The following is a 20,623-nucleotide window of genomic DNA, read 5'->3' as shown; positions in this document are numbered from 1 at the left end:
CCGGGCCCGATAACAAGGTGAATCCGGATGGTCGCCGTGGCACCATCGGAGGGAAGACATAGACGGGGTCTCCGTGTTGAACTGTGCGAAGCGGTGAGCCCACGAGCGCCAAGGAGCGCCACCATAGCCACAGAGAAGACGTATATGTACAACGACTCCAACGATGACCTCGCCACCGGCGACTACGATCTCGAAGAGCGGCAGGCGCTCCGGCGAGTTGCCGGGCTGTCGACAGAGCTTCAGGACATCACCGAGGTCGAATACCGGCAGCTCCGCCTGGAGCGGGTCGTCCTCGTCGGGGTCTGGACCGGCGGCACCGCCACCGACGCGGAGAACTCCCTGCAGGAGCTCAAGCTCCTCGCCGAGACCGCCGGATCCGAGGTCCTGGAGGGCCTGATCCAGCGCCGCCAGCGGCCGGACACCGCCACCTACATCGGCTCGGGCAAGGCCGTGGAACTGCGCGACATCGTGGTCTCCACCGGCGCCGACACGGTGATCTGCGACGGAGAGCTGACCCCCGGCCAGCTGCGCCAGCTCGAGGAGGTCGTCAAGGTCAAGGTCATCGACCGCACCGCCCTCATCCTGGACATCTTCGCCCAGCACGCCAAGAGCCGCGAGGGCAAGGCGCAGGTCGAGCTGGCCCAGCTCAGCTACCTCCTGCCACGCCTCCGCGGCTGGGGTGGGAACCTCTCCCGCCAGGTCGGCGGCCGGGCCGCCGGCGGCGTCGGCATCGGAGGCCGCGGCCCCGGTGAGACCAAGATCGAGCTCGACCGGCGCCGCATCCGCGAGCGCATGGCCAAGCTGCGCCGGCAGATCGGCGGCATGTCCGTCGCCCGCGAGACCATGCGGTCGCGCAGGACCCGCCGCGAGGTGCCCTCGGTGGCGATCGCCGGCTACACCAACGCCGGCAAGTCCTCGCTGCTCAACCGGCTCACCGGCGCGGGGGTGCTGGTGGAGGACTCGCTGTTCGCCACGCTCGACCCGACCGTGCGCCAGGCCCGCACGCCCGACGGCAGGCTGTTCACGCTCGCCGACACCGTCGGGTTCGTACGGCACCTGCCGCACCAGCTCGTGGAGGCGTTCCGGTCCACGCTGGAGGAGGTAGGCGACGCCGACCTGATCCTGCACGTCGTGGATGGCTCGCATCCCGATCCCGAGTCGCAGCTCGCCGCCGTCCGTGAGGTGCTGGCCGACATCGAGGGCGTCAGGGACATCCCCGAGATCGTCGTCGTCAACAAGGCCGACGCCGCCGACCCGGTGGCGCTGGCCAGGCTGGCCACGCGCGAGCGCCACAGCGTGGTCGTCTCCGCCCGCACCGGGGCCGGCATCGACGAGCTGATCGCCACGATCGAGCGGGAGCTTCCGAGGCTCGACCACGAGGTGCACATGCTCGTGCCGTACGACAGGGGAGACCTGGTCGCGCGGGCGCACAAGGAGGGCGAGGTGCTCTCGGTCGACCACACCGGGGACGGCACCGTCCTGCACGCGCGCGTGCCCGCCGGGCTCTACCACGAGCTGGAGCGCACCGCCAAGCCGGTCGAGACCGTCTGATCCGCTCAACAGGACAGCCGGCGCGTCAATCGCGCCGGCTGTCGTCGTACGCGGGCCCTAGTCGGTCCGCCGGAGGGCCACGACCGCCACGTCGTCCTCCCTCGCCCCGAAATGGTCGATCAGCCGGTCGCAGAACACTTCCAGGTCCTCGTCGAAGGAGGTGGCCATCTGGCGTACGACCTCCAGGCTGTGGTCGAGCGGGATGTCACGGTCCTCGATGAGCCCGTCGGTGAACATCAGCAGCGCGCCCTTCTCGGGGATCTCCAGCCGGTCGACGCGGTACACCTCCTGGGCGGCGCCCATCAGCAGGTTCCCCCAGCCGAGGTAGTGCGCCTCGCCGCCGGACACGACCACGGGGGGGATGTGCCCGGCGTTGGCCAGCTCGACCGCGCCGGTGACGGGGTCGATCAGCAGGAGGCAGACCGTGGCCGTCATGCCGGGGTGGTAGTTGCGCAGCACGTCGTTGAGCCGCCCCATGACGCGCCCGAGGTCGTGCTCCTCGACGACCAGGGCGCGCAGGCCGTGGCGCAGCTCGGCCATGATCGTGGCCGCGTGCAGTGAGTGACCCTGGACGTCGCCGATGCCCACGAGGAGCCGGTCGCCGAGTCGCAGCACCTCGTAGAAGTCGCCCCCGACCTCCACGTTGTCGATCGCCGGCTGGTAGCGCACCGCCAGTTCGAGCCTGGGCGTCGGCGGGATGTGCGACGGCAGGAAGCTGCGCTGCAGGGTGAGCGCGATCATGTGCTCCTCGGCGTACGCCCGGAGCGCGTCCACCGCGAGCGCCAGCGCCTGGCCGAGCTGCTTGAGGACGTTGAGCTCGTCCGGGTCGAGCGGATCGACCCCTTCGACCCCGAGGTACACCGGCGGGCGGCCCACCTTGGTGCGCGACACGACCGCCGAGACCTCGCTCCTGATCACGGTGTCAGGCAGGACCTCCAGCCAGGCGTCCCTGGACATGGTGAACTCCGCGGTGCCCGACGCGTCGCCGAGGGCCAGCCGCGTCACGCGGTCGAGGGTGTCCTGCGCGGCGCTCAGCAACGTGGCCTGCGCGCCGGGGTCGATCACGAAGTAGTGGCGGATCCTGCCGTCGACCGCGATGGCCAGGGCGCTGCTCCGCCGCCCGAGGATCTTGGACGTGCCCTCCACGGCTACATGCAGCAGCTTGTCGAACGTGGTGCTCGCGTTGATCTCCAGGGTGACCTGGGTCAGCTCGCCCAGCCGGTGGGCCATCCGCTCGGCCCGCTGGCGTGCCCTGTAGTAGCGCAGGGTGGCCTGGACGGTGGCGATGAACTCCTCGGGCTCGATGGGCTCGGCCATGTAGGCGTCGGCCCCGCGATCGAGCCCGTGGGCCCGGTCGGCGACCGCGATGGCGTGCGCCGAGATCTGGATCACCGGGATGGCCGTGGTGGCCGGATCGGCCTTGATCCGCTCGCACACCTCATACCCGTCGATGTCGGGCAGCCGCACGTCCACGATCACCAGGTCGGGGAAGATGGTGCCGGCGAGGCTCAGCGCCTCCTCGCCGCAGGTGGCCTCCACGACCTCGTGACCGGCCCTGCGCAGCCAGCTTCCGAGGATGTAGCGCTTGGTGGGTGTGTCGTCCACCACCAGGATGGTCGCGGGATTCTCATTCATCTTGCCTCTTTGATAGCACCCGCCCGAACCTGCTCCCGACCACGCCCTCCGGGCCCCCGCTCCACGTTCTTACTGTGGGTCCGCCCGATGAGCCGGGTCGGGCTCCTCGTCACGCGCGGGGCCGATCTCCGGCAGCCGTACGGTGACCGTGGTGCCCTCGCCGGGGACGCTGGCCAGGCTCAGGGTGCCGCCGAGCACCTCGGCCAGCCTGCGCGCGTACGGCAGGCCGAGGCCGGTGCCCCGCGCGCGGGTCTGCGCGGACCCCGGCACCTGGAAGAACTCCTCGAACACGCGCTCCTGGTGTTCTTCGGGGATGCCGATGCCGGTGTCGGCGACGACGAACACGACGTCCTGGTCCTCGCTGTACGCCGTCATGTCGACCGTGCCCGACTCGGTGAACTTCAGCGCGTTGGACAGCAGGTTGCGCAGGATGCGGGAGAGCAGCACCTCGTCGGTCAGCAGGGTCTCCGGCGCCCGGGACACATCGACGGTGAGGCGTACGCCGTCGGCGCCGGTCGTCGGGTGCAGCGTCATGCGGAGCCGCTCCGCCAGGGCGGGGAGGACGACCACGGAGGGCTGAGTGGTGATGTGCCCTGACTCCGCCTTCGCCAGATCGAGCAGCTCGGCGACCAGGGCGAGCAGCGTCTGCGCGGAGTTGCCGATCAGCTCGACCTGGAGGTGCTGCTCCTCGCTCAGCTCCTCGCCGCCGGGGCCGAGAAGCAGCCTGACCAGGCCGATGACCGAGTTGAGCGGGGTGCGCAGCTCGTGGCTGACCGTGGCCCAGAAGCGGTTCTTGGCCTCGCTGGCCTCCCGGAGCTGCGCCGACTTCTCGTCCAGCTCGGCGTAGAGGGCGACCACGCCACGGTTGGTCTCCTCCAGCTCCTCCGAGAGCTGGTTGTAGAGGGCGAACACGCCCTGGTTGGTCTCCTCCAGCTCGGCGTTCAGCCGGAGAAGGCGCTCACGCTGGTTCCTTGAGTCCTCCAGCGCGGCGGCGAGCTCGCGGTTCTGCTGGCGCAGCTCCTCCAGGACCCCGGTGGGCGCCAGCTCGATCAGCTTGGCCCGGATCTCGCCGAGGTGCGGCTCCTCGAGAGCCCGCGCGCCCGGAACCTTCTTGACCAGGGTGATCCGGCGCAGGCCCTCGTCGTGCTGGACGGTGTCCATCAGCCGGCCGGCCAGGGTCACCCCCGCCGGCGCGACGGCCTCGGCGCCCGCGGAGTAGACGATGTCCACGATGAGGCCGGTCAGGTCGTCGAGCCGGAAGGCGACCTCCGCGTCCCGGGAGCCCGCGACGATCTCCCTGCCCACCTCGCTGAGCGCGGTGCCCACCCGGATCTGGTCGAGGTCGTCCAGCCCCACGGCCTCGGCGACCTCGCGTCCCAGCTGCCGTACGGCGAAGACGTCCCTGTCGTCCCGTACGGCGAAGCTCAGCAGGTCACGGTTCACGGTTCCGTCCGTATGGCGAGGACGCAGGCGTCGTCACGGCGGATGGCCGAGTCGCGAAGGAGGGTGCCGGCGATGACATGGGACGTGTGCGTGAGCAGGCCGGGGTAGGTGGCGAGGTCCCAGCGTTCGGTCAGCCCGTCGGAGTGCAGGACGACCACTCCGTGCGGCGGGAGCCGGTACTCGAACTCTCTGAGGCTTCTGGCCTTGTGCCCGGCGATCCCCGGCACCGAGGTCATGCCCTGCCGGCCCTCGAAATGGCAGATCCACCCCGAGATGTTGCCGACCCCCGCGTACCTGGCCGTACCGGTCGTACGGTCGACGTGGACGACCGCCAGCGCGCCACCCCGGGTGTGCCCGATCGCCCGGTGCACGCGCTCCACGATCGCGACGGGGGTGCCCTCGGGGTCCTCCCTGAACACCCGCACGGCCTCGCGCGACGCCTCCGCGGCGGCGACCCCGTGACCGAGCCCGTCGCACATGACCGCCGTGATGGCCCGGCCGCTGTCCTCGAAGGCGAACGCGTCGCCGCTGACGATCTCGTCGCCCACCGCCCGGTACAGGCCGCACGCGCGGGACTCGGCCGGAGGCGCGTTCTTGGCCGTGAAGCGCATGGTCAGCACGGTGCCCTTGCCGGGACGCGAGTAGATGTCGTACGCGTCGGAGAGCCGGGTGATCGCCCCGAGGCCGATGCCGAGGGTGCCGGCGGTGGAGTAGCCGTCGCGGACGGGCCCGACGGTGTCGGCCATCCCTGGGCCGTGGTCGATGGAGATGACCTCGATCGACGCCGGCGACGACGGGTGCGGGCGTACGAGCATGGTGCCCGCGGTGGCGTGCTTGACGAGGTTGGAGGCGGCCTCGCTGACGGCCACGGCCACCTGGCCGACGTGCTCCTCGCCGAAGTTCCTGTCCTCGGCGAGCGCGGAGGCGATCCTGCGGGCGGAGCCGATCGCGCTCGCGTCCTCCATCCTGAGCCAGGTGTCCTGCCGCTCAGGGCTCAGCGGGTCCATTTCGTCACCGTCACGACCGTACCCCGGCCGGGCTCGGAGTCCAGCTCGAACTCGTCGACGAGGCGCCGGCTGCCGCTGAGCCCGAGGCCGAGGCCGCCTCCGCTGCTCCACCCGTCGGTGAGCGCGAGCTTGAGGTCGGGGATGCCGGGACCGCTGTCGCTGAACACAAGGCGCAGGCCCCGCCGTGCGCCGTTCTGGACGGCCTCGATGCGCGCGTGCCCGCCGCCCGCGTGGACGAGCGTGTTCCTGGCCAGCTCGCTGGCGGCGGTGACGATCTTGGTCTGGTCGACCAGGGAGAAGCCCAGCTCGATCGCGGACGCGCGTACCTTCTGGCGCACGATCACGACCTCGTCGTTCGAGGTGATGGCGAGCTCTTCGACGGAGTTTCGCGTCGGCGGGTGGCTCACAGCCCGACCGCGGACAGGTCGTCCGACCGCGACGAGGTGTGCCGGCTCAGCAGGGCGATGCCCTTCTCCAGGTCGAGGGCCGTGCGGAGCCCTCCGAGGGAGAGGCCGAGCTCGACGAGGGTGATCGCCACGGCGGGACGCATACCGACGACGATGGTCTCCGCGTCGAGCATGCGCGACATCCCGGCGATCGTCGACAGCATGCGCCCGACGAACGAGTCGACGATCTCGACGGCCGTGATGTCGATGATGACGCCGGCGGCGCCGGTCCCGACGACCCGGTCGGCGAGGTCCTCCTGGAGCGTCAGGACCGCCTGGTCGTCCAGGTCGCCCTGGATCGAGACGAGCAGGATGTCGCCGATCTTCAGGATGGGTACGCGGTCCATCAGGCCTCCTCGGCCCGGACGGCCACGCGCGTCTGCTTCCTGCCGGCGAGCTCCACGCCGTTCTGCCGCAGCGCGTAGGCCAGGGCGTCGGCGAGCGTGGCCTTGGTGACGATGTCGCCGAACTCGATGCCGAGGGTGACGATCGTGTGAGCGATCTGGGGGCGGATGCCCGAGATGACGCAGCTGGCGCCCATGAGCCGGGCGGCCATCACCGTCTTGAGAAGGTGCTGGGCGACCTGGGTGTCGACCGCGGGCACACCGGTGATGTCGATCACCGCGTACTCCGAGCCGGTGTCGACCAGGGTCTGGAGCAGCTTCTCCATCACGACCTGGGTGCGGGCCGAGTCCAGCGTGCCGACGAGGGGGACGGCGACGATGCCCTCCCACAGCTTCACCACGGGCGTCGACAGCTCCAGGAGCTGTTCCGTCTGGTCGGTGATGATCTTTTCGCGGGCGGCCGCGAAGGATTCGAAGGTGTAGAGCCCGAGGCCGTCGATGGTGCGCGACAGCCAGATGAAGCCGCGCAGCGCCTCGACGCCACCGTCGGCCTCCACGAGCTCGTAGACGGCCTCCTTGAGCCCGTACACCGCCATGGCGGTCTCGGTGGGGGTGAACCCCTGCCGGGCGCGCGAACGGGACAGCTCGGCGAGCAGGCCGCGCAGCTCCGCCGCGCCGTCCTGGCCGTCCAGAGACCGCAGGAAGGCGGTGTAGATCTCCTGGAGTTCCTCACGCGTGTCCGACTCGACCGCGCGGCCGCGAAGGGGCTCGTTGGAGATCTGGATCCAGCGATCGAGGATGCGCTCCCCGTTGTCACGCAACAGTTCTTCGATGTGACGCCTGCTGGTATCGTCCTGCACGGTCAAGACAGCTCCCGGACCAACCTGTGTTTGGCGAGCAAAGATAATGCTCTTCAGAGAGGTTACACTGAGTCGACTGAAGATCATCCCATGTCACGGGTACGGGGGGCACGGACCCAGCCTGGGATGAACAGTGCGAAACGGTGCAAAAGCGCAACGGCAGTGGGGAAACACGCAAAGGCGCAGCAAAACGACTGTGGCCCGCGAGGCTTGATTATTGCTACGATATGGAAACCCTGACAAGACATTCTGGCGCTGGTTTCGCATGATGACGCGTGTGACTGCTGTTACAGCAGGGGCTTGCTCGGCACCGGGCGTTACCTGGGGGCAGGATTCTCGACATGCCGGGGTGCAGAGGAGTTCGACGCGATACAGGGGGAGACGAACCGGCGTTCTTCTCAATAACCCTGTACAGCGAGCCGACCTGTGAAATAACGTAACTGAACTGAAATCGCCTGGCCATGATCCGGGCGATACCGTCATCGCACAGTTGTGCGGATGAGATCAGGAGACCCCCCAATGACGTCCGGAAACGGAGCGGACCCAGCGGGCGTGGCGCCCGGCCTGAGCTGGGCTGCGGTGGCGTTCCCGGGCGTCTCGACGGCCATCGGCCGGACCGGGCGGTGATGCCATGACGGTGCGACTTCTCACCAACATCGGCCGGCTATGGACCGGCAACGACGTCTGCAGCAACGCCGCGATCCTCGTCCACAACGACCGCATCGCGTGGGTCGGCCGGGCCGCCGACCTGCCGCAGAGCGTCCCCGGAGTCGTCGACGACATCGTCGACGTCGACCAGGTCGAGAACCTCGGCGGCGCGCTGGTGACGCCCGGCCTCATCGACGCGCACACCCACCCCGTGTACGCGGGCAACCGCTACGCCGAGCTGGCCATGCGCTCCGGTGGCTCCACGCCGAGCGCGATCACCGCCGCGGGCGGGGGCATCGGCTCCACCGTCACGGTCACCCGCGGCACCGACCCGTGGACCTTGTGCAACGGCGTCCGCGAGCGGCTGCGCGACTGGCTGCTCAACGGCACCACGACCGTCGAGGCCAAGACCGGCTACCACCTCACGCGCGACGGCGAGCTCGCCGACGTGCGCCTGCTCCGTGAGCTCGAGAAAGAGCCCATGATGCCGCGCGTGCACGTCACCTTCCTCGCCGCCCACGTCGTGCCGCCCGAGTACTTCGGACGCCAGCGTGACTACGTCGAGGCCGTCGGCTCCTGGTGCGCCGACGCCGCCGCGGCGGGCGCCGACAGCGTCGACGTCTACTGCGACGACGGGCACTTCAGCACCGACGAGGCCCGCTGGGTGCTCGCCTCCGGCCGCAACGTCGGCCTGCTGCCCCGCATCCACGCCGGCACCGACAAGCGGCGCGGCGCCGTCCAGCTCGCGGCCGAGCTCGGCTGCGCGTCCGCCGACCTCCTGCACAACACCACCGACGAGGACATCGCCCTCCTCGCGAGGTACGGCGTGCCCGCGGTGGTCTGCCCCGGCACGGCGCTGCAGCAGGGCAACCTCCCTCCGGTCAGGCGCATGCTCGCCCAGGGTGTCACCGTCGCGCTCGGCAGCGACCACAACCCCGGTCACTGCGGCATCACCTCGATGTCCCTGGTGATCAGCCTCGCGGTCGCCGCGTTCGGCATCAGCGTCGGCGACGCGCTGCGTGCCGCCACGCTCGGCGGAGCCACCGTGCTGGGCGCTCCCGACCGCGGCGTGCTCGCCCCTGGCCGCCTCGCCGACATCGTCCAGTGGGACGCCGACCACGAAGGCGCCTTCGCCTGGGGCTTCGGCCTCAAACCCCGCCGCGTCTGGCGCGGCGGCACCCCGGTCCAGTAACCCTGTTCCGTTCTCCGCCTGGGGATCAGTACGGCGTGCTTCGGGAGCCTTGTCGGGTCGCTCGCTGGGCGTCACTCCACGGGTAGCCTTCGGTCATGTCGCAACCGGTCGTCGTGGTCACCGATTCCACCGCCTGCCTCGATCCCGAGGAGGCCGGGCGGCTGGGCGTCATCGTGATCCCGCTGCAGGTGGTCGTCGCGGGCCGCACGCTGGACGACGTCACGCAGATCGACGCCGAGGGCGTCGCCGTCGCGCTCAGGGAGTGGTCCCCCGTCTCCACGTCCCGACCGGCCCCGCAGCGCTTCGCCGACGCGTACGAACTCGCCGCCGCGCGGGGAGCGGCGGGCGTGGTGTCCGTTCACCTGTCCGGCGCGATGTCCGGCACCGTGGACGCGGCGCGCATCGCGGCCGAGGACGCGTTGATCCCCGTGGAGGTCGTCGACAGCCGTTCGCTGGCCATGGGACTGGGCTTTCCGGTGCTGGCGGCGGCGCTGGCGGCCCATCGCGGGACCGACAGGCTCGGAGTGGCGGGGGCCGCCCGGGCCTGTGCGGAGGCGACGAAGAGCTTCTTCTACGTCGACACCCTCGAACACCTGCGCCGAGGGGGACGTCTCGGAGCCGCGGCCACCCTCTTCGGATCGGCGCTGTCGATCAAGCCTCTGCTGCACATCACCGAGGGGACGATCGCGCCCCTGGAGAAGGTGCGCACGGCAGGCAGGGCGATCTCCCGGCTGGAGGACCTCGCGGTACGGGCGGCGGGCGGCGAGCCGGTCGAGGTCGCCGTGCACCACCTGGCGGCCGCCGGACGAGCACGCACGCTGGCGGACCACCTGACGAAGCGGATCCCCGGCCTGGCGAGGCTCCGCGTGGTCGAGGTCGGCGCGGCCGTAGGCGTCCACGTGGGCCCCGGAATGCTCGGCGTCACCATAACCCCCACCCTCCCCAACGACTGATCTTCAGGGTCACCGCGACCTCCAGCCTTCCTCCGCGAGGTCGCGTCATCCCCATGATCTTCGCGGGCCCCGCGACCTCCGGCCTCTCCGGCGAGGACGCCCCTTTTCTGCATTCCTCGTGGTCTGAGGCGGCTATCCACAGAGTCGCGTTCGGTCGATGGGGAGGGGGAGTGGACTGCCTAACGTCGCTCTCGTGCGAACAGCGGACAGGCCCCCAGAGAGCGAGATAGGCGAGTTCCGCCTCCGCGCCCTGGCCTCTCTAGGCCAACCCGGGGCGCCCCGACCACCCGACCACGACGTGCACCCGGCCGAAACGGCACCAGCCAACCAGCTCCGCACCCTAAACCAGGCACCAGACCCTGCGGCGGCGGCGCGGCCACTCCAACCCGCGCCGGATTCCGGTTCTGCCCCCGGATTTGAGCCCGACCGCGGACCCGGCCCTGACCCCGCTCCTGGAAGGGGCCACGCCCTCCCCTATGGGCCCACACTGGGACTTGGGGCTGTTCATGACTCTGTGACGGGTTCGGCGCCGGCGGGGTGGGGGCGGTCTGAACCGGTGCCCTTCCATTCCCTTCGGGCCCGGCTGGGCGATGTCGTGTCGCGGCATGGTCCGCTTCTCGATCCTGGGCGGCCGGGCCTTCGTGTGCTGCTGGTTCTGGGCTTGCTGGCGGCAGTGGTCGGGGGTGTCTACGCGTGGAGATCGCGCCCGGTGGCCGAGCCACTGGGGCCGCCGATCCCCCGGGGCGTATCCCCAGGCGGTTCGATCCCTCAGGGCGGTCCGATATCCCAAGTTGGCCAGGTCCCCCTGGGTGGTTCGCCGGCGCCCTATCCCGCTGCGGCACCGTCCCCGACCGCACAGGTGATCGTCCAAGTGGCCGGGAAGGTACGGAAACCAGGCGTGATCACCCTCCCCAGCGGATCGCGGGTGGCCGACGCGGTGAACGCCGCCGGAGGAGTGCGTGCGGGCGCCACAGCCGGGGGTCTCAACCTCGCTCGAAAGCTCACCGATGGTGAGCAGATCATCGTCGGCGCACCCAGCCGTCCCGGCCTCGCACCGATTCCCCCGTCCGATCCCACCGTCGGCATGGACGTCCCGCTCGATCTGAACGCCGCAACACCCGCCCAACTGGAGACGCTGCCCGGCGTCGGAGAGGTGCTCGCCGCCCGCATCGCGGAATTCCGCCAGACCCACTCCGGCTTCCGCAGCATCGACCAACTCCGCGAGGTCACAGGCATCGGCGAGCGAAAGTTCGCCGATCTCCGCGACAAGGTACGCGTATGACGCCCCATCCCGGCTACAACGCGAAGCCGCAGCCAGGAGTGGCGAGCTCGGACACGGTACCGAAGACCGAAGAAACGGCGCACCACGAGGAGGGACGCAGGGAGGGTGAGGCTGACCCACGGCGCAGCCATGGTCAGGAGCATTCCCTGCGACTCGTGCCGTCGGCGCTCGCGGTGTGGGGCACCTCGCTCGTGCTGCTGGGTTGTTCCGTTCGCACCGATGCGATCACGGCTGTGCTCGCCCTGACCGCCATGGCGGCGATCGCATTTCGGACGCGTGGCGGCAAGCCGCACGCGAGGACAGACCCTTCGCCGCACGCGAGGACAGACCCTCCGCCACCTTCACCCCGGCGATCCTCGTCACCGCCATTTGGGCCACCAATCGGTGGCGGGTGGTTCTCGCTGAGGCGTGTTCTGGGGACGCTGAGGCGTGTTCTGGGCAGGGGAGCGGGGGGTCATTCGGGGATTCAGTGGAGGAATACGGCTCTTGCTGTGCTTGGGTGTGTCGCCGCGGTCTCGGGGGCGGTGGCGTTCCGAGTTCACGCCGTCAGTACGGGTCCGGTGGCCGAGCTCGCTGAGAGACGCGCAGCCGTCACGGTCGAGATGACGCTCACCGCCGATCCGCGAGTCCTTCCCGGCCATCGTGGCACCGTGCGACGCGATCGCGTGATCGTGGAAGGCTCGGCCGAGCTCGTCGAGGCCTACGGAGCACGCTTCTCGACCAGGGCACCGGTGGTCGTGTTCGCCCAGGGAAGTGAATGGATCGATCTGCTGCCCAGCCAGCGGGTACGGGTCGGCGGCAGGTTGAGCCCGGCGGATCCCGGGGAGCTCACGTCCGCGATCCTCACGGTCAGAGAGCCGCCCAAGGTCATGAGCGGTCCATCCCCACCACAACGGGTCGCCGCGGCCCTGCGCACCGGGCTGAGACAGGCCGCGGGCGTTCTTCCGCCGGCCGAGCGAGGGCTGCTTCCCGGCCTCGTCGTCGGCGACGTGTCTCTGCTGGATGAGCAGGTTAAATACGACCTGAAAACGGCAGGTCTCAGCCACCTCACCGCGGTATCCGGGGCGAATCTCGCCGTTATCGCCGGCGTGGTGATCGCCTTGGGGAGGGTGGCAGGGCTGCCTCTGGCCATCCGGGCGATTCTGGCGATCATGGCCATGCTGGGGTTCGCCGTGGTCGCTCGCCCGTCGCCGAGCGTGCTCCGTGCCCTGGTGATGGGCTCGGTGGCGGCCGTGGCGCTCGGCACCGGGCGTTCCAGGGACGGTGTCGCCGCCCTTTCCGCGACCGTGCTCGGATTGCTCCTTTTCGACCCGGCGCTGGCCAGGGAGTACGGCTTCGGGCTATCCGTGTTCGCGACCGGAGGCATTCTGGTGCTCGCGCCCAGGTGGCGCGACCGCATGGCCCGGCGGATGCCTCGCTGGGCGGCCGAGGCGATAGCGGTGCCCTGCGCCGCCCAGGCGGCCGTGACACCCTTGCTCGTGCTCATGTCTGGGCAAATGGAGCTTGTCGCCATCCCGGCCAACCTGCTCGCCGGACCGGCCGTGGCACCAGCCACGATTCTGGGCTTCGCGGCGGCGATGGTGGCCCCGGGCAGCGTCGAGGTCGCCCGCTGGCTCGTACGGCCGGCCGGGTACGCGGTCGGCTGGATCATCTGGGTGGCGCGAGAGGCTGCCGCTCTGCCCGCCGCCACCCTGCCGTGGCCCGGGGGAGCGGTCGGTCTTCTCCTGCTCGCGGCCACCGCCTTGGTCGCGTGGCTCCTGCTGCGCCGCGCGGCCTGGCGCCTCGTGGTGTGCGCCATCGCAGCCGGGTTGGTCCTCGCCGCGTTGCTCGTACGGCCACTGGTCACGTCGTGGCCGCCTCGCGGATGGCTCCTCGTGGCCTGCGACATCGGGCAGGGGGATGCGCTCGTCCTGTCCGCGGGGGCAGCGCGAGCGGTGGTGATCGACACCGGTCCGGATCCGATGTCCGTGGACCGATGCCTTCGCACGCTCGGCGTGAGGCAGGTGCCGTTACTGATCCTCACCCACCCGCACTTCGACCATGTCGGCGGCCTGGACGGGGTGTTTCGCGATAGGTCGGTGGGGGCCGTGGTGGTGAGTCCGGGGCACGAGCCGGGGCAGGAGAGCGCGCGGGTGTCCGCCGATCTCGGTCGCCGCCACGTGCCCGAGTGGGTGGCATCTCCGGGCATGGCGTGGAATCTTGGTCCCGCCTCCCTGAGCGTCCTCGGGCCCGTGCCGGAGGCGGTGGCGGCCGGGCCTGGGGAGGGTTCGATGGCGAACAACGCCAGCATCGTCATCCATGTCCGGTGGGCCGCCGGTTCGGCTCTGCTGTCCGGGGACGTCGAGATAGAGGCCCAGGCGGAGCTGCTGCGGCGTGGCCTGCCCGCGGCCGACATCCTCAAGATCCCCCACCACGGGTCCGCGCGCCAGGATCCGGCTTTCCTGGCGGCCACAGGGGCCCGGGCCGCCCTGATCAGCGTGGGCGCGGACAACGACTACGGCCATCCAGCCCCGCTGACGCTCGACCGCCTGCGTGGTCTCGGCATGCGCGTCTACCGAACCGACCAGGGAGGAGACCTCGCCGTCATATCCGCCCACGGCCACCTCGCGATCGTGCCCCGCCGCCACTGACCTCAAGGGCGTGTCCGTCCCCGCCCAGCGGGACGATCGCGCGATCTTGTCCCCAAAGTGGCGAAGTCGTCGCGGTTGGGCTCAGGTGGATCGCCGTGATGTGTGCTTGGCGCGGGACTTGGGCCGGGTGGTCGGCGTCAGGGGCCGGGGTCGGCGGGGTTCAGGCGGTCGTGCGCTTGGCGCGGAACTCGGTGTTGAGGTCGGCGGCGTAGATCGAACGACGGCACGCGGCGCAACGGTAGAGGATGGGACCGTCGTCGAGCATCGCTCCGCAGCGAGGGCAGTCGTGGCGGTTCGGGTTGGTCTTCATAGCGGTGTCACCTCCTCTTTCGCTCTTCGTCGCTTCCAGATTGGCCGAGGGTGCCTGCAGTCGGATTGCCGATGGCTTGCACTGTTACCAGTGGTAAGCCAGCGAGATCCTGTGGCGGCAGAGCCCGCACAGCAATGCCGCGGATCACCACAGAGTGGGCGTTCGTCCGGCACTTGCCAAGACTCGGAGGCTCGACTCCGGGGTCTTGCCGGTGCGAATACCGGATGTCGGCTCCGGCCGTACGGGCGTAGCCCGTCGGTACCCAGAGCCTGGTTGAGGGGCCGAGGGAGCATTCTTGTTCGAATATCGCGCGCCCGCGTGGCAGCACTTGTGGTGCATTGACACCGGCCTCGCCTCAGCCCCGGGGCGGCCAGCTCTCGATTGAACGGATCCACCCGCCCGATTCCTGAAAACGTGTCCTTGGCACCGTCCCGGGTTGGAGCCCGGCGCCTGGTCTTGCACAGCGCGGTACTCCGACTCCAGAGCCGCAGAGGGGAGGGCCCGTTTTCCGAAGGGCAAGTCCAGGTTACAGCGTTTTACCTGGTAGTTGCCTCGGCAGCCGGGTAAAGACCTTCGGGCGACCGCCTCGGACTGGAGAGACGGACCGATCTCCAGCGGCCCGGGGGAGTGTGTACGAGATCGTCATTCCTGGGTCGAGCGGAGACGCCCCGGAGGACGGATCGTCGTTCCTGGGCAAGCGGTCGAGCGGACACGCCACGGAGGACGGATCGTCGTTCCGTGGAGTCCGCCGTTCGTACGGTGTCCCGGGGTTGGCAGGTGGGCGGAGTGGTTTCGAGCAGGGCTCTGGAGGTTGGTGGCCGGGTTGCCGTTGGGTCGTACGGACATGGGATGCTGCTCGCATGGCGACGGATCCGGCCCCTGTGACCCTTGTTGTCGGCGACGAGGAGCTGCTCGCCGACCGGGCGGTGAGCTCGGTCATCGCGGCGGCGCGTGCCGGTGACCCCGATGCCCAGGTGCACGATCTGGTCGGTGGCAAGGTCGAGGCCGGCGAGCTCACCCGTCTGACGTCGCCGTCCCTTTTCGGGGACCGCGCCATCGTGGTGTTCCGGTCGGCGCAGGATCTCGGCAAGGACGCCATCGCCGAGGTCGTGGCCTACAGCAAGAGGCCGTCCGACGATGCCGTGGTCGTTCTCGTGCATCCGGGCGGCGTGAAGGGCAAGGCGCTGGTCGACGGCCTCAAGAAGGCCGGTGCCGCCGTCATCACGGTTACCAAGCTGACCAAGGCCGGCGAACGCCTCGACTTCATCAAGGCCGAGATGAGGAACGCCGGACGCTCGATCAGCGCATCCGCCGCCCAGGTTCTCCTCGACGCCGTCGGCAACGACCTTCGGGAGCTGGCCGCGGCGTGCGGCCAGCTCGCCTTCGACACTCCGGGGAAGGCCGTCGACGAGACCGCCGTCGCGCGTTACCACCGGGGCCGGGCGGAGGTCAGCGGGTTCACCGTCGCCGACAAGGCGGTCGAGGGCAAGCTCGGGGAGGCGCTCGAGCAGCTTCGATGGGCGCTGGCGACCGGAGTCGCCCCGGTGCTGATCGTCAGCGCCCTGGCCGGAGGGGTGCGGTCGCTGGCGAAGGTGGGCAGCGCCCCGCGCAACCTGCGCGGTGGGCAGCTCGCCAGCCATGTCGGCATGCCCCCGTGGAAGATCGACCGGGTGAAGCGCCAGCTCAACGGCTGGGGGCCGGAAGGCATCGCCCGGGCCATGCAGGCCGTCGCGGTGGCCGACGAGCAGGTCAAAGGCGGCGGCACCGACCCCGCCTACGCTCTGGAGCGCATGCTCCAGGTCATCGTCACCAGCCGCACCGGCCGCTGAACCGAGGCAACACGGCTCCCTAGCCCGGCACCCTGCCATCGGTTGCGACCGTCCTCGGGGTGGAGGGGGAGACGAGGGCGCCGTCGTGGAGTTCGAGTACGCGGTCCGCCAGGGTGATCAGGCTCGGGTCGTGGGTGGCCACCAGGGCCGTGACGCCCTCGCTGCGTACCACGGCGCGCAGGAGCTGCATGATCTGCCGCCCGGTCTGCGAGTCGAGCTGTCCGGTCGGCTCGTCGGCGATCAGCAGTCGCGGCCGGTTGGCCAGCGCCCGGGCGACCGCGACGCGTTGCTGCTGGCCGCCGGACAGCTCGTAGGGCCGCTGGTTCGTGTGCTTCTCCAGCCCGACCATCGACAGGAGCATCCGGATGCGCTCCTCGCGCTCGGCGGCGGGCGTGCGCGAGAGGCGCAGCGGCACACCGACGTTCTCCGCCGCCGACAGCACCGGGATGAGCCCGAACGACTGGAAGATGAACCCGATCACGTCGCGCCGCAGCCCGAGGAGCCCTGGTTCGGGCAGTTCGGTCACCGAATGTCCGGCGACGACCACGTGCCCGCCGTCCGGGCGGTCCAGCCCCCCGACCAGGTTGAGCAGCGTCGTCTTCCCCGAGCCGGAGCGCCCCCTGATGGCGATCAGCTCGCCCGGGTACGCCTCGAAGGAGACGTCGTGCAGGGCGACGACCTCCTTGGGCCCGCTCCGGTAGACCTTGCGCAGCCCCTGGACGACGACCAGCGGGTCATCCCGCTCGGCGGGAGCGATAACGGCCGCGTCATCCGGATGCTCGGCCGATGCGGGGGAGTGGCTTGGCTGGGTGGTCACTGGGGGTCCTCCGGGCGGGGCTTGTCCGGCCATACTCCGATGTGGTCGCGCTCGAGCTCCAGCCGTACCCGGCGTTCCATGTCCAGCGCGTTGGTGAAGTCCCTGGGGAGCTGGAGGCGCCCCACGCGGTCGAGGACGGCGTACTCCTCGGCGATGATCTCGCCGCCCGCGGACTCGCGGCGCAGCGTCTCGCTGCTCGTGCGCCCGTCACGGATGCCCACCGTGCGGTCGACCTGCTCCGACACCAGCGCGTCGTGCGTCACGACCACGGCCGTGACGCCGAGTTCCCTGTTGGCCTGGCGCAGCGCGGCGAAGACCTGCTCGGAGTTCTCGGTGTCCAGTTCGCCGGTGGGCTCGTCGGCCAGGATGACCTCGGGATGGTTCGCCAACGCGACCGCGATGGCCACCCGCTGCTGCTCCCCGCCGGACATCTGGTCGGGCCTGCGGTCGGCGCAGTAGCCGACGCCCAGCAGTTCCAGCAGTTCGTCGGCCTTCGCCAGACGGTCGCGCTTCCCGCCGAGGCGCATCGGCAGCCGCACGTTCTCCCGGGCGGTGAGGTACGGCAGCAGGTTGCGCGCGGTCTGCTGCCAGATGAACCCCACGACCTCCCGGCGGTAGCGCAGCCGGTCCTTGGCCGTCATGGCCAGCAGGTCCGTCCCGGCCACCCGCGCGACGCCGGCGGTGGGGACGTCCAGCCCCGACAGCACGTTGAGCAGCGTCGACTTGCCGGACCCGGACGCGCCCACGATGGCGATCAGCTCGCCCTTCTCGATCAGCAGGTCCAGGCCCTGGAGCGCCACCACCTCGACGCCCTCGGTCTTGTAGATGCGCACCAGGTTGTCGCACAGGATGTGCGCGTGCTCGCCGAAGGCCGGTCGCACGTGTGAGGCCTGTGCCTCCAGCTCGGAAAGCGTGGGGGTGTCCAGATCCAACTCAGTCACCTACTCGGAGGATGGAGCCCAGCGACCGGCGGCGGCCGATCACGGCGTGCAGGAACGCGCCGGCCACGGCGACGGCGGCGAGCCCGGCGGCCAGCAGGATCGGCGTGGTGAGGCTGAGCTCGTACGCCTGGACGGACAGGTCGCCCGCGTAGACGCCGAGGTCGAGGCCTGGGCCGAGGGCCGGCGGCAGGCCGAGGCCGAGCAGGAGCCCCGCGCACGCGGTGAGCACGATCAGCGGGGCGATCTCCAGCACGGTCAGGCTCGCCGCCTGGCGTTCCGACAGCCCCAGCGTACGGAGGAACGACAGCGCCCGCATGCGTTCGGCGGCGCCGACGACAAGGGCGATGATGACGGTGAGCAGCGCGTACACGGCCAGGGCGATGGTCACCACCAGGAAGCTGTTCTTGACGGTGGAGGTGAGCGGCGACCGGTTGACCTTGTCGAGGGCCTCGTCGAAGGTCGACACTATGATGTCCCGCCGGTTGCCCGCCGCCGCCCTCAGCGCCGCCCCGTCGATGTGGTCGCCCTCGATGAGCAGGGTGTTGGTGTACGTCCGTGCCCCGGCCCGCTTCGACGAGTCGTACGGCATCACGATCAGCTTGTCCTGGGCGAAGGTCACGCCGGCGAGGCCTCCGGTGATGACGCCCTGCTTGGTGAGCCTCATGCGGATGTGCCAGCCGATGTCGAAGCTGGTCAGATGCGACAGATCGGGTGAGACGAGGACGGGGATGGCGGGAGGCGGCAGGTCCGGCGGCGCGGCCGGTACGCTGAGCGGGGTGCCGGCGACGATCCTGCGGTAGGCGTCGAGGTCCACGGCGAGGACGGTCGTGGTCTTGCTGCTCAACCCGATCTGCGCCACGCCCCTGTCCGCCTGCACGATCGTGCGGACGCCCGGCACGCGGCGGATCCGCTCGATGACGCCGGGCGGGATCTCCGCCCCGCCGTCCACCCGCGCGCCGGCCCCGGTGGCGATCCAGGCGGCGCGGTGCTGCGTGGAGTCCAGGGTCGCCCCGACCACGGACCCGTACACCGAGACGGCCAGCGCCGGGAGCAGGATCAGCACGGGCAGCGCGGTTACCGACCTGGCGCGGGCCGCCAGGGTCAGCCCGACGAACGGCACGGCGGGCCGCGCCCGCGCGGCGAGCCAGACGATCAGGCGCAGAGGGTACGGGTAGCACCGCAAGGTGATCAACGCGACGGCCACGGTGAGCGCCGCGGGGACCACCATCAGGAACGGGTCGGAGCCCAGGGCGGCGACCCCGGTGGTGAGCCCCCGGCTGCGCAGCAGGTAGGCGCCGCCCAGCGCGAGCGCGACGAGCACGATCTCCAGCATCGCCCTGCGGGGGGACGGCCGCCGGGCCGCCACGTCCTCGCGACGTTCCTGGAGCGGCCTGCGGTGCACGACCGCGACCCGGACGGCCGCGAACGCCACCGTGGTCAGCACTATGAGCAGAGGGGCCACGTGGACGATCCGCGTCACGGGACCGGGCAGCAGGAAGGACAGCCCGTACCCGGCGAGGGCGGCAGGGACGACGGTCAGCGCGACCGTGCCCACGACCGCCCTGATGAGCTCCTCCATCGAGGCGCCCCGGGCACGGGCCAGTGAGAGCCCGGCGCGCATGCGCTCGGTCATCAGCTGCACGGCGAGCGCGAGGACGCCGGCCGCCACGACGACGAGGCCGCCGAGGATGAGGAACATCAGCGCCTGAGCGGTCGCGAGCCGTTTCAGGAAGTCCGTCAGTATCCGGTCCAGTGCCGTGTCCAACTGGAGCTCGGAGAACCCGGCGACCAGCCGGTAATCGGTGATCGAGCCGGCGTTCGTCCGGACCAGGAAGGATCGGTACTCGTTCAGGCCCTGGATCACGTCAGGCGCGTTGCGGGCGTCGACGGCCGGGGTGCTGACCGCGATGACCCAGCTGTAGTTCAGGTCGCGGTCGTCGCTGTAGAGCTGCCGCAGGCCGCTCTCGCCGGTCAGCGCCGTGATGTACTGCTCTTCGGTGTCGGCGGGAGTGCGCCGTACGCTGACCTGGACCGCGTCGAGGTTGTGCGCCCAGTACGGGTCGGCGGCGGCCACCGGCTCGAACAGCCCGGTGACGCGCGCGAGCGCGGGATGGCTGTTGCCGAGCACCAGGGTGGTGCCGACGGGGATGGCCATCTTCTCGGCGGCGCTCTTGACGAGCGCGATGTCGAACCGCTTGATGTCCTTCAGGTTCGGATGCCCGGGCACGCTCGCCACGATGGCCGGCGGCCCCGGCGGGCTTCCCTCCACGTAGCGCACGCGCTTGTCGAACCCGGACAGCCAGGCGAGGTTGACGAACTGCGCCGCCGGCTGTGGGGACCCGATGCGATCGGCCACCGGGGTCCCGTACGTCTTGGCGGCGAAGTGGCTGTCGTTGCCGGCGCCGGTGTCCAGCACGGAGGTGAGGGCCGGCGGCAGGCCCGCACGTAAGTTCCGGTCCTTGGCCTTGAACTCCGCCTCGCTGGTGAGATTCTGTTCGAGGAGCCGCGGCTGCAGCCTGACGACCACGTCCCTGAGGCTCGCGGCCGTGTCGTCCATGATGCCGTGCAGGGACTCGTCATACGAGGCCTCGAAGCCGCGTGGCAGGCCGGCGACCAGCAGCGACGCGCTCAAGCCCAGCAGGGCGAGCAGGGCCGCCGCGCCCCGGTGGACCCTGAGCAGGAGAAGGGGGTTCATCGGTCCTCCCCGGTGCGGGCCGGCCCGCCTCGGCCGGTGC

16 protein-coding genes are annotated in these 20,623 nt (G+C 70.5%); 6 read left to right on the top strand and 10 right to left on the bottom strand.

Annotation, left to right across the window (positions count from 1 at the left end):
• The first annotated feature begins 144 nt into the window (after positions 1–144).
• Positions 145–1,551: a GTPase HflX gene (gene hflX / locus OG589_RS25660; RefSeq protein ID WP_405140301.1), complete on the top strand. Its 1,407-nt coding sequence runs from the start codon at positions 145–147 to the stop codon at positions 1,549–1,551.
• A gap of 57 nt (positions 1,552–1,608) precedes the next feature.
• Here the strand turns inward: hflX and OG589_RS25655 are convergent, their stop codons facing one another.
• The 6 genes from OG589_RS25655 to OG589_RS25630 all read right to left on the bottom strand — a co-directional run bounded on the left by OG589_RS25655 (position 1,609) and on the right by OG589_RS25630 (position 7,286).
• On the bottom strand, positions 1,609–3,186 hold the full coding sequence (locus OG589_RS25655; protein WP_405140299.1) for a SpoIIE family protein phosphatase: 1,578 nt from the start codon (positions 3,184–3,186) through the stop codon (positions 1,609–1,611).
• A gap of 69 nt (positions 3,187–3,255) precedes the next feature.
• A complete protein-coding gene (locus tag OG589_RS25650) occupies positions 3,256–4,629 on the bottom strand; it encodes an ATP-binding protein (protein WP_405140297.1) in 1,374 nt (457 codons plus the stop codon).
• On the bottom strand, positions 4,626–5,636 hold the full coding sequence (locus OG589_RS25645; protein ID WP_405140295.1) for an ATP-binding protein: 1,011 nt from the start codon (positions 5,634–5,636) through the stop codon (positions 4,626–4,628). The genes OG589_RS25650 and OG589_RS25645 overlap by 4 nt, the downstream gene beginning before the upstream one ends.
• The gene (locus OG589_RS25640; protein ID WP_405140293.1) at positions 5,624–6,043 is read right to left on the bottom strand and encodes an anti-sigma regulatory factor; all 420 of its coding nucleotides are present in this window, start codon (positions 6,041–6,043) and stop codon (positions 5,624–5,626) included. The genes OG589_RS25645 and OG589_RS25640 overlap by 13 nt, the downstream gene beginning before the upstream one ends.
• Entirely contained in the window at positions 6,040–6,429 is a 390-nt protein-coding gene (locus OG589_RS25635; RefSeq protein ID WP_405140291.1) for an STAS domain-containing protein, read from the bottom strand. Before OG589_RS25635 ends, OG589_RS25640 begins: the two co-directional genes overlap by 4 nt.
• Positions 6,429–7,286, bottom strand: coding sequence for an STAS domain-containing protein (locus OG589_RS25630; RefSeq protein WP_405152124.1), 858 nt, complete (start codon positions 7,284–7,286; stop codon positions 6,429–6,431). The genes OG589_RS25635 and OG589_RS25630 overlap by 1 nt, the downstream gene beginning before the upstream one ends.
• A 631-nt stretch (positions 7,287–7,917) precedes the next feature.
• Here OG589_RS25630 and OG589_RS25625 point away from each other — a divergent pair.
• The 4 genes from OG589_RS25625 to OG589_RS25610 all read left to right on the top strand — a co-directional run bounded on the left by OG589_RS25625 (position 7,918) and on the right by OG589_RS25610 (position 13,991).
• Complete coding sequence (locus tag OG589_RS25625; protein ID WP_405140289.1) at positions 7,918–9,126, top strand: amidohydrolase family protein; 1,209 nt, start codon at positions 7,918–7,920, stop codon at positions 9,124–9,126.
• Between the two features lie 95 nt (positions 9,127–9,221).
• Positions 9,222–10,079, top strand: coding sequence for a DegV family protein (locus OG589_RS25620; RefSeq protein WP_405140287.1), 858 nt, complete (start codon positions 9,222–9,224; stop codon positions 10,077–10,079).
• A 157-nt stretch (positions 10,080–10,236) separates the two neighbouring features.
• Entirely contained in the window at positions 10,237–11,361 is a 1,125-nt protein-coding gene (locus OG589_RS25615; protein ID WP_405140285.1) for a helix-hairpin-helix domain-containing protein, read from the top strand.
• 650 nt (positions 11,362–12,011) lie between these two features.
• Positions 12,012–13,991: a ComEC/Rec2 family competence protein gene (locus OG589_RS25610; protein WP_405140283.1), complete on the top strand. Its 1,980-nt coding sequence runs from the start codon at positions 12,012–12,014 to the stop codon at positions 13,989–13,991.
• Positions 13,992–14,151: 160 nt separating this feature from the next.
• Here OG589_RS25610 and OG589_RS25605 read toward each other — a convergent pair whose 3' ends face one another.
• The gene (locus OG589_RS25605) at positions 14,152–14,301 is read right to left on the bottom strand and encodes a hypothetical protein (protein ID WP_405140281.1); all 150 of its coding nucleotides are present in this window, start codon (positions 14,299–14,301) and stop codon (positions 14,152–14,154) included.
• Positions 14,302–15,161: 860 nt separating this feature from the next.
• Between OG589_RS25605 and holA the strand changes: the two genes are divergently transcribed.
• Positions 15,162–16,130, top strand: a complete 969-nt coding sequence (gene holA / locus OG589_RS25600) for a DNA polymerase III subunit delta (RefSeq protein WP_405140279.1) — start codon at positions 15,162–15,164, stop codon at positions 16,128–16,130.
• A 19-nt stretch (positions 16,131–16,149) separates the two neighbouring features.
• Here the strand turns inward: holA and OG589_RS25595 are convergent, their stop codons facing one another.
• Genes OG589_RS25595 through OG589_RS25585 form a run of 3 tightly spaced genes read right to left on the bottom strand, consistent with a single transcriptional unit; the run spans position 16,150 to position 20,583 of the window.
• Positions 16,150–16,947, bottom strand: a complete 798-nt coding sequence (locus OG589_RS25595; RefSeq protein WP_405140277.1) for an ABC transporter ATP-binding protein — start codon at positions 16,945–16,947, stop codon at positions 16,150–16,152.
• Entirely contained in the window at positions 16,944–17,888 is a 945-nt protein-coding gene (locus OG589_RS25590; protein ID WP_405140275.1) for an ABC transporter ATP-binding protein, read from the bottom strand. The genes OG589_RS25595 and OG589_RS25590 overlap by 4 nt, the downstream gene beginning before the upstream one ends.
• Positions 17,881–20,583, bottom strand: a complete 2,703-nt coding sequence (locus tag OG589_RS25585; protein WP_405140273.1) for an FtsX-like permease family protein — start codon at positions 20,581–20,583, stop codon at positions 17,881–17,883. Before OG589_RS25585 ends, OG589_RS25590 begins: the two co-directional genes overlap by 8 nt.
• Positions 20,584–20,623: the final 40 nt, after the last annotated feature.

The sequence above is a fragment of the Sphaerisporangium sp. NBC_01403 genome (assembly GCF_045040145.1).
Taxonomy (GTDB): domain Bacteria; phylum Actinomycetota; class Actinomycetes; order Streptosporangiales; family Streptosporangiaceae; genus Sphaerisporangium; species Sphaerisporangium viridialbum.
Note: the sequence above shows the minus strand (reverse complement) of the source record. Positions and strands in the feature narration are given on the sequence as shown.

Coding starts and splice junctions, on each gene's coding strand:
- OG589_RS25585 (WP_405140273.1), bottom strand. CDS start 20,583: ATGAACCCCCTTCTCCTGCTCAGGGTCCACCGGGGCGCGGCGGCCCTG.
- OG589_RS25615 (WP_405140285.1), top strand. CDS start 10,237: ATGGGGAGGGGGAGTGGACTGCCTAACGTCGCTCTCGTGCGAACAGCG.
- OG589_RS25605 (WP_405140281.1), bottom strand. CDS start 14,301: ATGAAGACCAACCCGAACCGCCACGACTGCCCTCGCTGCGGAGCGATG.
- holA (WP_405140279.1), top strand. CDS start 15,162: ATGGCGACGGATCCGGCCCCTGTGACCCTTGTTGTCGGCGACGAGGAG.
- hflX (WP_405140301.1), top strand. CDS start 145: ATGTACAACGACTCCAACGATGACCTCGCCACCGGCGACTACGATCTC.
- OG589_RS25645 (WP_405140295.1), bottom strand. CDS start 5,636: ATGGACCCGCTGAGCCCTGAGCGGCAGGACACCTGGCTCAGGATGGAG.
- OG589_RS25655 (WP_405140299.1), bottom strand. CDS start 3,186: ATGAATGAGAATCCCGCGACCATCCTGGTGGTGGACGACACACCCACC.
- OG589_RS25620 (WP_405140287.1), top strand. CDS start 9,222: ATGTCGCAACCGGTCGTCGTGGTCACCGATTCCACCGCCTGCCTCGAT.
- OG589_RS25635 (WP_405140291.1), bottom strand. CDS start 6,429: ATGGACCGCGTACCCATCCTGAAGATCGGCGACATCCTGCTCGTCTCG.
- OG589_RS25625 (WP_405140289.1), top strand. CDS start 7,918: ATGACGGTGCGACTTCTCACCAACATCGGCCGGCTATGGACCGGCAAC.